Source organism: Cupriavidus sp. D384 (assembly GCF_001652915.1).
GTDB lineage: Bacteria > Pseudomonadota > Gammaproteobacteria > Burkholderiales > Burkholderiaceae > Cupriavidus.
On record NZ_BBQI01000016.1, the window covers coordinates 26,814 to 39,936 of the forward strand.

Genomic DNA, 13,123 nt, shown 5'->3' on the forward strand with positions numbered 1-13,123 from the left:
AGACGCGTGGCCATGCGGCGCCACGCCTTGTTGGAATTCGGTACCGGGCGGCGCCTGCCTCACGGCGTGATCACCACGCAGCCACCGCGCCATCGCTGCGTGGATCGCTGCCGCCCTGGGACAGGCCATCCGGTTGCAGCCGCCTATCAGCCCGACACCGTGCCAGCCACGGTGTTCGCCGCCATGCCGCTGCGCGAGGGAATCGGACAGTTCCGCGATTTATGTATACATAAATTTCCCGCGTAAAACGGTCGCAATAGGCATGCCATGAGCACCCCTACTGGCGAGGGGGTACCTGTGCCAGAGAGGCGTACGGCAGCCTATGCCGCGTGGGGTGGGGGATAGCGGGTGATAAAGCGTCGCGACGGGATGCCGCGAGCGGAGAAACCGGCGAAGAAACGGCCGCGCTCAGCCGAACCGGCGGCGGCGCGCCGCTGCACCGGATTCGGTCGACGGCACGAAGCTGGTGCGGGCTGCCTCAAGCCGCGCCATTGTCAGGCGGCTGACTTCGGCGCGGCCATCCTCGATGTGCGTGGACAGCAGCGCCACCGTGCGCGCGGCGTCGGCTTCGGCCAGCGCGGCCAGGATCGCACCATGTTCGTCGTAAGTCAGCGAGATCCGCTCCCCGAACGCGAAGTCGAGCCGGCGGATGATGCGGATGCGGTCGGTCACCTGCTGATGCACGGCGGCCGCTTCAGGATTGCCCGCCGCATCGACGATGGCCAGGTGAAACGCCTCGTCCAGCTGCGCCACGGTGTTGCCGTCGGCCAGCCGCCGGTCAAGGGGCACGCGCCAGATCGTGTCGAGCATGGCGATCAGCCCGGCACGGCGTGTGGCGTGCGACGGCTGGCACAGCCGCGTCACCGCGTGGGTTTCCAGCAGCGTGCGCAGTTCATACAGCGCCTCGAAGCGGTTCAGGTCAAGCGGCACCACTTCCCAGCCGTTGCGGTAGTAACCCCGCACCAGGCCGTCGCCCTGCAGGCGCTGCAGCGCCTCGCGCACCGGCGTGCGCGAGATGCCCAGCCGTTCGGCCACGTCGTTTTCGGTAAAGCGGTCGCCCGGCAACAGCCGGAATGCAAAGATGTCGTCGCGCAGCGCCTGGTAGGCCGCCTGCGAACGCTTGGCGCGCGCCACGGATCGCGACGCTGCGCCTTGGGCATCCACGGCAGCGCCGGTCATGGCGTCAGTCCAGGTGCCGCACGCGGTCGATCGCCTGCTCCAGGCGGTCCACCGCGATCACTTCCAGCCCGTCGATGGACTGCTTCGGCGCGTTGGCCTTGGGAATCACGGCCATCGTGAAGCCAAGCTTGGCGGCTTCCTTGAGCCGCTCCTGCCCGCGCGGGCTGGGGCGAATCTCGCCGGCCAGACCCACCTCGCCAAATACCACCAGCCCGCGTGGCAGCGGCTTGTTGCGCATCGACGAATGAATCGATAGCAAAACCGCCAGATCCGCGGCCGGCTCGGTGATCTTGACCCCGCCCACCGCGTTCAGGAACACGTCCTGGTCGAAGCACGCAATGCCGGCGTGCCGGTGCAGCACGGCCAGCAGCATCGCCAGCCGGTTCTGCTCCAGGCCCACGGCCAGCCGGCGCGGGTTGGGCACGTTGGCGGTGTCGACCAGCGCCTGCACTTCCACCAGCAGCGGGCGCGTGCCCTCCTGCGTCACCAGCACGCACGATCCGGCCACCTGCTCCTCATGCTGCGACAGGAACAGCGCCGACGGGTTGCTGATACCGCGCAGGCCGCGCTCGGTCATCGCAAAAACGCCAAGTTCGTTGACCGCACCAAAGCGGTTCTTGAACGCGCGGATCAGCCGGTGCGACGAATGGGTGTCCCCCTCGAAATACAGCACCGTATCGACGATATGCTCCAGCACGCGCGGGCCCGCCAGGCTGCCTTCCTTGGTGACGTGGCCCACCAGGATGATCGTGATACCGCTGCTCTTGGCAATGCGTGTCAGCTGCGCCGCGCATTCGCGCACCTGGGCCACCGACCCCGGCGCCGAGGTCAGCGCCTCGGAATACAGCGTCTGGATCGAGTCGATCACTGCCACTTCGGGCTTGTCGGCCTCCAGCGCTGCCTGGATCTTTTCCAGCTGGATCTCGGGCAGCAGCCCCAGCGTGGCGGCCTCCACCCCCAGCCGCTGCGCCCGCAACGCGATCTGGGCGCCGGACTCTTCGCCACTGACATAAAGCACCCGCCGGCTGGCCGACAGGTTCGCCAGCGTCTGCAACAGCAGCGTCGACTTGCCGATGCCGGGGTCGCCGCCAATCAGCACCACCCCGCCCGACACCAGCCCGCCACCAAGCACCCGGTCGAATTCATCGATGCCCGTGGTAAAGCGCGGCACATCGGCGGCCTCGATATCGCTGAGCTTGCGGACCACGGCCGACGCCGCCAGCGGCTGGAAGCGGCGCGTGGCCGACGACCCCGAATCCGCCACGGTCTCCACGAGCGTGTTCCAGGCATTGCATTGCGGGCACTGGCCTGCCCAGCGCGGTGTGGTACCGCCGCATTCGGTACAGGTATAGACAGTCTTGGTCTTGGCCATCGAAAAATCCGGACTAGGGCTGGATGGGGCGCAGGCTGCCTTCAGACGGCCGAATCGGCCGTGGTCAGCATCGCCACCGTGGTCGGTACGCGCGGCGCCAGCGCGCACATCAGCTCATAGCCCACCGTGCCACTGGCGGCGGCAACGTCGTCGATCGGCAGCCCGTGACCCCAGAGCGTGACCGGCGAACCCACCTTGGCCTTGGGGCACGGGGTCAGGTCCACGCAGATCATGTCCATCGACACACGGCCCACCAGGTCGGTACGCACGCCGTCGACCAGTACCGGGGCGCGCTTGTCGCCCCAGCCGGACGCGTGGCGCGGGTAGCCGTCGGCATAGCCGCAGGCCACCACGCCGATGCGCATTGCCCGGTCAGCCGTAAACATCGAGCCATAGCCAACGGTGTCGCCCGGCTGCAGGTCCTGGATGCCGATCAGTTCGCTGTGCAGCGACATCGCCGGCTGCAGGCCGGTGTCGGCGATATCGGCCGACAGGCCCGTGGGCGAGCCGCCGTACAGGATCACGCCCGGGCGCACCCAGTTGCGATGGGCCGACGGGTGCCAGAGCACGGCCGCCGAATTCGACAGGCTGACCTCGCCCGGCAGGTTGGCCGTGGCGGTCTCGAACGCCTCGATCTGGTGCGCGATGCCGCGCGCGCTGTCGGCATCGGAGAAATGGGTCATATGGACGATACTGCCCACCCACGACATGGTGCGGGCCCGCTCCCAGGCCGCCCGGTACTGGGCAGGCCGGAATCCCAGCCGGTTCATGCCGGTATTGAGCTTGAGCTGGATGGCGAGCGGGCCCTTGGGCCGGGCCTGTTCCAGCATGCGCAGCTGTTCCTCGCAATGGATGGCGGTGGTCAGGCGATATTGCTCGATCACGGGAACATCCTGCGGCTGGAAGAATCCCTCCAGGAGCAGGATCGGACCCTGCCAGCCCAGTTCGCGCAGCAGCACGGCTTCGTTGAGGTCCAGCAGGCCGAAGCCGTCGGCGCCCTTCAGGCCGGCAAAGGCGCGGCGGATGCCGTGGCCGTAGGCATTGGCCTTGACGACCGCCCAGACGCGGGAATCCGGCGCATGGCGGCGCACCACTTCCAGGTTGTTGGCCAGCGCAGGCTGGTGGATGACAGCGTGAATGGGTCTTGGCATGGATATGACTGCTTGCGTGGGCTGTCGAACGATGTTCTGCACCAGACTCGGGAAGACCCGGTCGGCAGGCCACTGGATTCGGGCGTTGAGGTGGCACACACTGTGCGGTAACAGGCCTTCGGGACCGGACGGTCTTTGCGGATGCACCGGCGCCACCTTGCGCAGGCGATATTTGACCACATCCGCAGGTCGATTCCGGGAATCCATCCGGGCAAGTACTGTCCAATGCGCGTCCGCCGGTGTGCTGAAATGTCGCGGATTCGTGATATAAAGCCGGACGCTCCGGCCATGTTTTAAAAGAGAAGCAATATGTCAATGACGGTCAGGCAAGCCGCAAGGCGCGCGAAAGTAGCGTCGCCGCCCCACTTTGACAAGGCAGGTGCGACAGGTTCCCTGCAAGCAACGGCACTCCCGGCCGGTGCGCTTTTGCCCGTCCACATGGACGCCCGCGATGGAGACAAAGTCCAAGGTATGAAGAAGGGTTTCTACACGATCATGGCCGCGCAGTTCTTTTCGTCGCTGGCCGACAATGCCCTGCTCATCGCGGCCATTGCCCTTCTTACCGAATTGCATTCCCCGCAGTGGATGACCCCGCTGCTCAAGCTGTTCTTCGTGCTGTCCTATGTGGTGCTGGCGGCATTCGTGGGCGCCTTTGCCGACTCCATGCCCAAGGGCAAGGTGATGCTGATCACCAATGCCATCAAGATCGTGGGCTGCGCCATCATGATGTTCGGGCTGCACCCGCTGCTGGCCTATGGCGTGGTCGGCTTTGGCGCGGCGGCCTATTCGCCGGCCAAGTACGGCATCCTGACCGAACTGCTGCCCCCCGAGAAACTGGTGATGGCCAATGGCTGGATCGAGGGCCTGACGGTCGGCTCGATCATCCTGGGCACGGTGGTGGGCGGCGCGCTGATCTCGGTGCACCTGTCGACGATCCTGCTGCGCTTCGACCTGCCCTACGTCGACACCGGCATCAACACCCCCGCCGAAGCGGCGATGGTGGTGATCATGCTGTTCTACTTCGTCGCCGCCGTCTTCAACCTGTTCATTCCGGACACCGGCGCACGCTATCCCCAGCAGGAAAAGAACCCGATCAAGCTGATTGCCGAGTTTGGCGACTGCTTCATCGCGCTGTGGCGCGACAAGCTGGGCCAGATCTCGCTGGCCGTGACCACGCTGTTCTGGGGCGTGGGCGCCACGCTGCAGTTCATCGTGCTCAAGTGGGCCGAGAAGTCGCTCGGGCTGAACCTGTCGCAAGGCGCGCTGCTCCAGGCCGTGGTGGCCGTGGGTGTGGCGGTGGGCGCCATCGCGGCGGCCGCGCGCATTCCGCTGCGCAAGTCGCTGTCGGTGCTGCCGTTCGGCGTGGCAATGGGTGCCACCGTGATCCTGATGGCGTTCTACACCAAGGACACCATGCCGGCCGTCACGCTTGACGTGCTGGGCATGGCGATGCCGCTCTACATGGCTATCGCCTATGTGTTCCTGATGATCGTGGGCGCCATGTCGGGCTACTTCGTGGTGCCGATGAACGCCCTGCTGCAGCACCGTGGGCATGTGCTGCTTTCGGCTGGTCACTCGATCGCGGTCCAGAACTTCAACGAGAACGTATCGGTGCTGCTGATGCTGTGCCTGTACGCGCTGCTGATCAAGCTGAACGTGCCGATCGGCTTTGTGATCGTCGCGCTGGGTCTGTTCATCGTGGCGACCATGGCGCTGGTGATGCGCCTGCACAAGCACAATGTGAAGATGTACAACTCGCTGGCGATGATCGGCGAGGACAAGCACCACTAGTCACGCGCGGGGCGTCGTTCGGGCGCCCCCTGGACGCCTCTCTGGCGCCCCCTCTGGCGCCCTTTTACGGCGCCGCGGCCCGCAGCGCGGCCCGCGCCTCCCAGTCGTCCGGCACCACGAACCCGCGCGAGCACTCGCGCCAGATGCCGGGCGCATCCTGATCCTGCACCAGTTCACAGACCATCACCGGCGCCTCCCGGCGCCACGCGTGCAGCGGGTCGGCAAAGCGTTCGGCCAGCGCGTCGTGCATCACCGCCGCCGTATCGGTGGCGTTGTCGGCCACACGGGCACCCGACAGCCAGTCGGACCGGGACAGCCGGTACCAGCGCACATGGCTCCGGGCCGGGTCCGACGCCCTGGCGTGCCAGTCGGCAAGCGGCGCCCACCACCCGTTCAGATGATCAGGCGCAATGCCAAGGGTTTCCAGGCCAGGCGGCACCACGCCGTCGCGATAGAACAGCCATCCCAGCAGATAGACTTCGCTGCGATCCACGGGATGCCCGACCAGCGCCTGCGCTTCGGCCGTGCGACCCAGCGGCAGTTGCCGCCGCACGATGTGATCGAGCTTGTCGCCCAGGCGGTCGACAAGATTCGGCCCGACAAAGGCGCGATGCCCGGCAACGCCCTCCACCCTCAGATAGAACTTGGCCGCCATCTCCCAGTGGACGACGGCCGCGCTGGACGGGTCGCGCCAGATCACATCAAGCTCACCCAGCGTCTGCACGCCATGACCGTTGGCGCGCCGGATCGGCACATTGGCGGCCAGCAGATCCACGCCTTGCGTGTGCCGCAACGCGAAGTGCAGCAATCGCTCGGCATGACGGCCCAGGCGCAGGCTGCGACTGCCCGTCGGGTCTGGATGCTGGCTCAGTTCGGAGATGGTTTCGGGCAGGATGGCCGGATCGGCCTCGGACAGCCACGCCTGCCACCCTGCCCGGGCGCCAGGCGGCCATTGGGCCAGCCGGGCCGGGCCGTCAGGGTAGCCATCGGGAAGATGCGACAGCAGTGCCGGGGACAGCGAGCACCATGCCAGGTCGCGTGTGCGCTGCGACGCCGCACGGCACCAGAGCGGCAACGGCAAGTCTGCGCCGGCCGGCGCACAGCCGCCCGGCGGCGTCACCTGCGCGAGATCAGGCTTCAGCTCCCGCACGATCGTGGACCTCGCGCGCCAGGCACAGGTCTTCCCAGGCACGCGCCTTGTCGGTCAGCGTGCGTAATAGATAGGCTGGGTGATAGGTCACCACCACGGGAATGCCTTCGTAGGTATGCACCGTGCCGCGCAGCTTGCCGATCGGCGTGGCCGTACGCAGCAGGGACTGCGCCGCAAAGCGGCCCAGCACCACGATGACCTTCGGCTTGATCAGCGCAATCTGGCGCTTCAGGTAGGGTTCGCACTGGGCCACCTCGTCGGGCTCCGGATTCCGGTTGCCCGGCGGACGGCACTTGAGCACGTTGGCGATATAGACGTTCTGACCGCGCGCCAGGCCCAGCGCTCCCAGCATGTTGTCCAGCAGCTTGCCGGCCTGGCCGACAAACGGCTCGCCCTGCAAATCCTCGTTCTCGCCCGGCGCCTCGCCCACCAGCATCCATTCGGCCTGGGTATCGCCCACGCCGAACACGGTGTTGGTACGGGTGTCGCACAGGCCACATGCAGTGCAACCCGCCACGCTGTCGGCCAGCTCCGGCCAGGGCATGCCGGCGATGGCCGCCTCGCGGCCCGCCTGCTCGGGCAGGCGCACCAGCGGCTGCGCTACTTGTGGCGCAGCCGGCCGGTCTGGGTTCGGCGCGTCGAAAGCCTCGACGGTGGCTGCCAGCTCGACGGCATCGTCGATGGCGACGTCCATGGCAGCGTCGACGACATGATCGGTGTCGGCCGGAACATCTGCCAGCACGCTGGCCGGCCCGGGCGGCCGGATGGACCGGACTTCAGAAGCTTCAGGGGCTTCAGGGGCTTCCTGCGGGGCCGCTGTTGCAGGTGCCGCGGCCTTTCCTGCGACCGTCCCTGCCACCGTCCCTGCCACCATCTCCACGGCCGATTCCGCTGCCGTGTCGATCACAGCGGCTTCCGCCACCACCAGTTCATCCTCGGCCATCTCGGCGGCGGGCGCCCGGCGGGGCACCCACTCGGCGGGAATGCCCAGGGCTTCCAGGAACATCGCGCGGCGGTTCATGCCGGTTCCCCATCCATGCGGGCGGGCCAGACGCGGCGCAGCACCAGTGCATCCTCGCGCCCCAGCGCCGTGGCCGGGTAGTAGCCCTTGCGGCGGCCGATTTCGGCAAACCCGGCTTCCAGGTACAGCGCCAGCGCCCCGATATTCGACGGACGTACCTCCAGCAGCATCGTGTGCAGCCGGTGCGCGTGCGATGTCGCCAGCGCAATCGCCAGCAGCAGGCGCCCGTAGCCTTGCCGCTGGTGGATCGGATCGATGGTGATATTGAGCAGGTGCATCTCGTCGACCACCGGCATCAGCATCGCGTAGCCGATCAGCGCCGTCGACGGATCGCGCAGCGTCAGGCCGAAATGTCCGGCCTTGAGCGAGTTCTCGAAGTTGCCGCGCGTCCAGGGATGGCTGTAGGCGCGCTGCTCGATCTCGGCAACGGCCGGCAGGTCGCGGGCGCTCATGTGATCCAGCGCCCAGCCCGGCGCCAGCGCCGGCATGACCGGCACAACGGGCCACTCCGGTTGCTCGGGACGCTCGGGGGGCAGCAGCGCGGCACTCATCGGCCCGCTCCCTGTCCGGCCAGCGCGGCGGCCTTGGCGGCGGCCACGGCCTCGCGTTCGGCAATGGTCTGAGCAACCTTGTCGCGCACATAGATCGGCATGGCGTCCGCGGCGGCAATGGTCTCGCCACGCGCCAGTGCACGCTGCGCGATCGACACCAGGGCACGGGCGTCGGGCATGGCTTCGGGCACCGTGCGCGCGGCACGGGCCGCCGCCGCCAGGCGGTCGCCAAAGACGGTCAGCGCGTTGCCGGCCAGCCAGAAATCGCCCTCGGGCGCCGCGATCGACTCCGGCGCGCCCACCTGCATGGCGCCGTCCATCGCCCATTCCCCCGCACCATCGTCCCAGCGGAACGTGGCGGCATAGGCCTGGTCCATGCGTGCGTCGATGGCAACCAGCACGGCCGTGCCCGCAGGCAGCGCTGCGCCGTCGTGCGTGACGTTACGGACGCTTTCCGCGCACGCCATCAGCACGTTGACGGGAATGACGGGCAGGTCCGCGCCGAAGGCCAGGCCCTGCACCACGCCGCAGGCCGTGCGCAGGCCGGTAAAGGACCCTGGGCCCGCGCCAAAGGCAATGGCGGCACAGTCGGCCAGGCGGATGCCGGCCTCGGCCAGCACCTCGCCGGCGGCAGGCAGCACCCGCGACGACGAACGCGCGCCGGTGTGCTCATGACGGGAGAAACACTCGGCGGCGCCATGCGCGGCAGCGCGCCCGAGTGCGACGGAACACCACTCTGTGGAGGTCTCGACAGCAAGAATCCAGGACATGGCAGCGATTGTATCCGCTGGCGAGGCAAAGCAGTATTGGCAACGGCACGCTCCTGCGGCGGCCGCCAGCCCGGCAACCGAGAGCTTCCTCGACTTTTTTGCACCGAAACGGACGCCGGCGGCGCTTATCATCGCCTCTGTCCAACGCATTGCCACACGGAGACCCCATGAGCGACCTGCAAGCCCAATTCGACCAGGCCCAAATCGACGTCAAGACGCTGTCGGAGCGCCCCAACAACATGACGCTGCTGCGCCTGTACGCGCTGTACAAGCAAGGCGCCGAAGGCGATGCCCATGGCGACAAGCCCGGCATGACCGATTTCGTCGGCCGCTACAAGTTCGAGGCCTGGGAAGCGCTCAAGGGCACCGCCCAGGACGAAGCCAGGCAGAAGTACATCGAACTGGTGGGCGACCTGCTGGCCGGCCGCGCCAGCTGACACGCCCCCTGCGGACGGCCTGGCGCCGTCCGCCGCCATTCAGCACCTTGTCTTTCCTGCCGATAACCAGACTATCCGCAATGTATCTGGCAACAGTGTCGTGATTCTGGAAGACATGAAGACCTACCGAGTGCTGTTCAGCGTCTGTGCGCTGATGCTGTCGACGGCGCTGATGGCCGCCCCGCGCGCGCCGTCCCGCCCCGCCGAGCCTGCAGCCCCGGCATACGATCCGGTTCGCTACAAGTCCTGCACCGTCTACGCCGCGACGGCGATGTCCGCCGCGGTCGACATGCGCACCCATGGCTACAGCGCCAAGCGCGCCCTGTTCGAAGGCGGCAACCCGCCCTCGGCCCCCATGGTGGCGCTGACCGAGTTCGCGGCATCGGCCATCCAGGCCCGCCCGGCAGGCGGCCGCGAAGCCGCGTCGGTGCTGAGCGGCTTCCTGGCCGGCGTCTGCTACCAGCGCAACGAACTGCCCACGCTGCAATAAGCGCCGGGAAACGAAAACGCCCGCAGGCGCGGGCGTCCCTTCCCTCATCCAGCCGTCCGGCCGGCCTAGCGCCCGGTTTCCTTCAGGTACTGCGCCCGCGCCGCCACGGCCGTATTGGCGAAGTCCGAGAACACGCCGTCCACACCGGCCCGGAACGCATCCAGGTACTCGGCCACCGGATCGCCCTTGTACTTGCCGGGCAGGTAGCGCGCCTCGTTGCGGAACGTGTACGGATGCACGAAAAGGCCGGCCTTGTGCGCATCGGCGATCAGGCTGGTGGGCTCCACCGAGTTCACGTCGGCCAGCGACCCCGTGTAGGCCGTGCCATCGGCGTTGGTGGCCTTCCACGGCGTGACCTTCCAGGCAAAGACCTGGGGCTTCCACGGGCCGATGCCGTCGGCATAGGTCTTGATCTCGGCCAGGCCGGCCGGCGTCAGCATTTCGCCAAACCAGCGCGAGTCGCCGGTGATCGTCCAGCTGTACGGCCGGCCGTCGACAAACGCGTAGTCGTCGTTGGTCTGGTAGATCATCTCGCCAGTCTGGTAGTTGACCGCGTTGCCGTCCACCAGCTGCACCATGCGCGCCAGCACGCCCTTCGAACGCATGTACTTGAGGCTGGCCGGATCAAAGCTCTGCAGGAAGATCGGCGCGGTCCTGCTGTTCAGGTTGTTGGCGTTCAGGAACTGGATCAGCGCGTCTTCAAGCGGCCGCGAGTCCGCCGCGCCGCAGCCGTTGGCAATGGCCTGCGCGTTGTTCCAGTACGGGTTCTTGGCTTCCGGATAGATCGTGAAGGCCTTGCCGGTCACCGCCGACTTGGCGCGCGCGATGTCGTAGACCTCCTGCAGCGTCAGGATCGGAAACTGGCCGTTCAGTGCCGTGGGACGCGCATCCTTGGCGTCGTAGGTGGTGCCCCGGATCCACTGCTTCAGCTCGGCCACCGTGAAATCGGTGATCGACCAGTCGTTGGTGTGGTCTTCGCCGTCGACAACCAGCGAGCGCAGCACCGACGTGGGATCGGCCGGATTGGTCAGGTCGGTCAGATAGGTGGACGGGCCGCTGGTGGGCGTGGTCGGCCACGACACCGGCACGCGCACGCCCGGCACGGTGCGCTTGCGTGCGGCCACGGTGGCGTTGGTCGTGGCGACCGCGGCAACGTTGGTGTTGTCGCTGAGCCAGGGGTTGTGGCGCACCACGAGCACGCAGTCCTTGCTCAGGTGGACGTCTTCCTCGAGCGAATCGGCGCCCGCATCGGCGGCGCCTTCGTACGACACCTGGGTCTCCTCGGGATACAGGCCCGGCAGCCCGCGATGGCCGATCACCAGCGGCGGATTGCCGTCGAGCGTCTTGAGCGCGGTGGGGGTGGCAGGCGTGGTCGGCGTGGTCGGCGTCTGGGCGGCTGGGCTGGTCGAGCCGTTGTCGTCGCCGCCGCCGCATGCGGCCAGTGTCAGGCTGCCGGCCAGCGCCGCCAGCAGGTGCGCCACGCGGGCGGGGGAGCCGTTCATCATTTGTTTCATTTTTTGTCGCTCGCTAAGTGGGATGGACGAAGCGCGAGCGACGAAACAGGTGTGCCAATGCGATGCCCTTCACCGCATTGCCGGAATCGTTGCTGCACGCCTCGACGCGTAGCGTGTGGCGTGCATGTGTCACGCTCGTGAAGCACCTGTATCGATAGCGTGACAGTCGCGCTACCATGCACGCCATGACATCTGCCTTCCTTGCTTCCCGCTAGGGATCCCAAGCCATTCCGCCCGGCACGCCTGCCCTGTCACGCGTGCCGGCTACGCGTGCCAGTGACCGGCCCGGCCGGATCATTGGCGCCGCGCCATGTCGCAAGGAAATGTCATGCAGACGCAGAACCTTCTGGTGACCGGTGTATCCGGGCACTACGGCCGCCTCGCGGCCACCCATCTCGTTGAATCCCACCCCGCCGGATGGCGTGGCACCACCACCCTGATCGGCACCACCCGCACGCCTTCGCAGGCTCGGGATCTGGCTCGCAGAGGGGTCGATGTGCGCCCGGCCGATTTCGACCAGCCATCGGGCCTGAACGACGCATTTGCCGGCGCAGATCGCCTGCTGCTGACCAGCACGGCTGCCGAATATGCCGGGGCGCGCCGCGTGCAGCAGCATCGGCACGCGATCGCGGCCGCGCGGAACGCTGGCGTCGGGCATATCGTCTATGCCTCGTTCATGGCCTCGGCCGATTCGCCGCTGGCCGCGCTGGCTGCAGACCATGTGGCCACCGAACAGGCATTGCGCGCCGCCGGCATCGGCCATACCGTGCTGCGCCACGCGTTCTATATGGAAATGGTGCTCGCCACGGCGCGCCGGGCCATCGCGTCGGGCGTACTGCGGACGCTGAACGCCCACGCCGGCGTGGCATATGTCGCCCGGGCCGACTGCGCGCTGGCTGGGGCTTGCGCGCTGCGCGCCGATATCGGGGCATCGGGCGCATTCGTCGACATCACCGGCCCGCAGGCGGTCACGCCGATCATGCTCGCGCGGGCAATCCACGCCTGCCTGGGCATCGAGATAAAAGTGGACGAGGTATCGGAGGATGTGTTGCGCACCAGCCTGGTTGCAGGCGGCCTGCCAGACCCGGTGGCGGGAATGCTTGTGTATCTGGAGCGCGGCATGGCGCAGGGGGCGATGCAGGCGGTCAGCGCCGACTTCCGGCGGCTGACCGGCCGCGAGCCAGGCGGTGTCGAAGCGTTCCTGATGCAGCACCGCGAGGCCCTGGCGCCGAACCACTAGGCGGCGTCAGCCCTCGGGCACCGGCCGCGGGCGGATGCGCCACGCGGCCAGGATGGCCGTGGCGATCACAATCCCCACGGCCAGGAACGTTTCATCGAAGGCCTGGATGCGCGCGGCCTGCGCCGCTGCATCGCCGCCCTTGCCCAGCACCGCGCCATGCTCGGCCAGGCGCCACTGCAGGCCCACCCCGGCCAGGCTGACGCCAATCGCGCCACCGAGCTGCCGCAGGAAGTTGATGCAGCTCGACCCCTGCGGAATCATCGAGAAATCGACGCCCCGCATCGACCCCAGCGTCAGCGACGGCAGGACGCACCCCAGGCCGATACGGCCGATCACCGCGTACAGCACCAGCAGCACGTACGGCGTGGCCATCGAGCCGGTAGCCATCAGCAGGAACGACCCCGCCAGCAGCGCCAGCCCGAACGACACCTGGCGGTGCGGCAGGATGCGGCTGGTC

At 67.6% G+C, this 13,123-nt stretch carries 13 protein-coding genes and 1 pseudogene; 5 read left to right on the forward strand and 9 right to left on the reverse strand.

What is annotated here, in order from left to right; translation table 11 throughout:
* Window positions 1-12 precede the first annotated feature (12 nt).
* Entirely contained in the window at window positions 13-246 is a 234-nt protein-coding gene (locus tag A9J21_RS31425) for a hypothetical protein (RefSeq protein ID WP_156545727.1), read from the forward strand.
* 162 nt (window positions 247-408) lie between these two features.
* Here the strand turns inward: A9J21_RS31425 and A9J21_RS07345 are convergent, their stop codons facing one another.
* Genes A9J21_RS07345 through alr form a run of 3 tightly spaced genes read right to left on the reverse strand, consistent with a single transcriptional unit; the run spans window position 409 to window position 3,702 of the window.
* Window positions 409-1,179 (reverse strand): GntR family transcriptional regulator, encoded by a 771-nt coding sequence (locus A9J21_RS07345; protein WP_066733398.1) that lies wholly within the window; start codon window positions 1,177-1,179, stop codon window positions 409-411.
* A gap of 4 nt (window positions 1,180-1,183) precedes the next feature.
* Window positions 1,184-2,551, reverse strand: a complete 1,368-nt coding sequence (gene radA / locus A9J21_RS07350) for a DNA repair protein RadA (protein ID WP_066733399.1) — start codon at window positions 2,549-2,551, stop codon at window positions 1,184-1,186.
* 41 nt (window positions 2,552-2,592) lie between these two features.
* Complete coding sequence (gene alr, locus A9J21_RS07355) at window positions 2,593-3,702, reverse strand: alanine racemase (protein WP_066733405.1); 1,110 nt, start codon at window positions 3,700-3,702, stop codon at window positions 2,593-2,595.
* Window positions 3,703-4,173: 471 nt separating this feature from the next.
* On the opposite strand from alr, the gene lplT reads away from it, so the two are divergent.
* Window positions 4,174-5,493 carry a lysophospholipid transporter LplT gene (gene lplT, locus A9J21_RS07360; RefSeq protein ID WP_066733420.1) on the forward strand — a complete coding sequence of 440 codons (1,320 nt, stop codon included), beginning with the start codon at window positions 4,174-4,176 and terminating at the stop codon, window positions 5,491-5,493.
* Between the two features lie 64 nt (window positions 5,494-5,557).
* Here lplT and A9J21_RS07365 read toward each other — a convergent pair whose 3' ends face one another.
* From A9J21_RS07365 to tsaB, 4 genes are read right to left on the reverse strand one after another with little or no spacing between them, the layout of a single operon-like run.
* Window positions 5,558-6,643 (reverse strand): DUF1853 family protein, encoded by a 1,086-nt coding sequence (locus A9J21_RS07365; protein ID WP_066733406.1) that lies wholly within the window; start codon window positions 6,641-6,643, stop codon window positions 5,558-5,560.
* A complete protein-coding gene (locus tag A9J21_RS07370) occupies window positions 6,624-7,664 on the reverse strand; it encodes a uracil-DNA glycosylase family protein (RefSeq protein WP_066733407.1) in 1,041 nt (346 codons plus the stop codon). The genes A9J21_RS07365 and A9J21_RS07370 overlap by 20 nt, the downstream gene beginning before the upstream one ends.
* Window positions 7,661-8,215, reverse strand: a complete 555-nt coding sequence (gene rimI, locus A9J21_RS07375; RefSeq protein ID WP_066733408.1) for a ribosomal protein S18-alanine N-acetyltransferase — start codon at window positions 8,213-8,215, stop codon at window positions 7,661-7,663. Before rimI ends, A9J21_RS07370 begins: the two co-directional genes overlap by 4 nt.
* Entirely contained in the window at window positions 8,212-8,985 is a 774-nt protein-coding gene (gene tsaB / locus A9J21_RS07380) for a tRNA (adenosine(37)-N6)-threonylcarbamoyltransferase complex dimerization subunit type 1 TsaB (RefSeq protein ID WP_066733409.1), read from the reverse strand. Before tsaB ends, rimI begins: the two co-directional genes overlap by 4 nt.
* Window positions 8,986-9,152: 167 nt before the next feature.
* Between tsaB and A9J21_RS07385 the strand changes: the two genes are divergently transcribed.
* Window positions 9,153-9,422 carry an acyl-CoA-binding protein gene (locus A9J21_RS07385; RefSeq protein ID WP_066733411.1) on the forward strand — a complete coding sequence of 90 codons (270 nt, stop codon included), beginning with the start codon at window positions 9,153-9,155 and terminating at the stop codon, window positions 9,420-9,422.
* A gap of 115 nt (window positions 9,423-9,537) precedes the next feature.
* Entirely contained in the window at window positions 9,538-9,912 is a 375-nt protein-coding gene (locus A9J21_RS07390; protein ID WP_066733414.1) for a hypothetical protein, read from the forward strand.
* A gap of 65 nt (window positions 9,913-9,977) precedes the next feature.
* Here A9J21_RS07390 and A9J21_RS07395 read toward each other — a convergent pair whose 3' ends face one another.
* Window positions 9,978-11,426 (reverse strand): glycerophosphodiester phosphodiesterase family protein, encoded by a 1,449-nt coding sequence (locus A9J21_RS07395; protein ID WP_231906846.1) that lies wholly within the window; start codon window positions 11,424-11,426, stop codon window positions 9,978-9,980.
* A gap of 328 nt (window positions 11,427-11,754) precedes the next feature.
* On the opposite strand from A9J21_RS07395, the gene A9J21_RS07400 reads away from it, so the two are divergent.
* Complete coding sequence (locus tag A9J21_RS07400) at window positions 11,755-12,666, forward strand: NAD(P)H-binding protein (RefSeq protein ID WP_066733416.1); 912 nt, start codon at window positions 11,755-11,757, stop codon at window positions 12,664-12,666.
* A gap of 6 nt (window positions 12,667-12,672) precedes the next feature.
* Here the strand turns inward: A9J21_RS07400 and A9J21_RS07405 are convergent.
* Window positions 12,673-13,123, reverse strand: a pseudogene (locus A9J21_RS07405) (MFS transporter); the annotation flags it as partial.

Coding starts and splice junctions, on each gene's coding strand:
- A9J21_RS31425 (WP_156545727.1), top strand. CDS start 13: ATGCGGCGCCACGCCTTGTTGGAATTCGGTACCGGGCGGCGCCTGCCT.
- A9J21_RS07345 (WP_066733398.1), bottom strand. CDS start 1,179: ATGACCGGCGCTGCCGTGGATGCCCAAGGCGCAGCGTCGCGATCCGTG.
- radA (WP_066733399.1), bottom strand. CDS start 2,551: ATGGCCAAGACCAAGACTGTCTATACCTGTACCGAATGCGGCGGTACC.
- alr (WP_066733405.1), bottom strand. CDS start 3,702: ATGCCAAGACCCATTCACGCTGTCATCCACCAGCCTGCGCTGGCCAAC.
- lplT (WP_066733420.1), top strand. CDS start 4,174: ATGAAGAAGGGTTTCTACACGATCATGGCCGCGCAGTTCTTTTCGTCG.
- A9J21_RS07370 (WP_066733407.1), bottom strand. CDS start 7,664: ATGAACCGCCGCGCGATGTTCCTGGAAGCCCTGGGCATTCCCGCCGAG.
- rimI (WP_066733408.1), bottom strand. CDS start 8,215: ATGAGTGCCGCGCTGCTGCCCCCCGAGCGTCCCGAGCAACCGGAGTGG.
- tsaB (WP_066733409.1), bottom strand. CDS start 8,985: ATGTCCTGGATTCTTGCTGTCGAGACCTCCACAGAGTGGTGTTCCGTC.
- A9J21_RS07385 (WP_066733411.1), top strand. CDS start 9,153: ATGAGCGACCTGCAAGCCCAATTCGACCAGGCCCAAATCGACGTCAAG.
- A9J21_RS07390 (WP_066733414.1), top strand. CDS start 9,538: ATGAAGACCTACCGAGTGCTGTTCAGCGTCTGTGCGCTGATGCTGTCG.
- A9J21_RS07395 (WP_231906846.1), bottom strand. CDS start 11,426: ATGAAACAAATGATGAACGGCTCCCCCGCCCGCGTGGCGCACCTGCTG.
- A9J21_RS07400 (WP_066733416.1), top strand. CDS start 11,755: ATGCAGACGCAGAACCTTCTGGTGACCGGTGTATCCGGGCACTACGGC.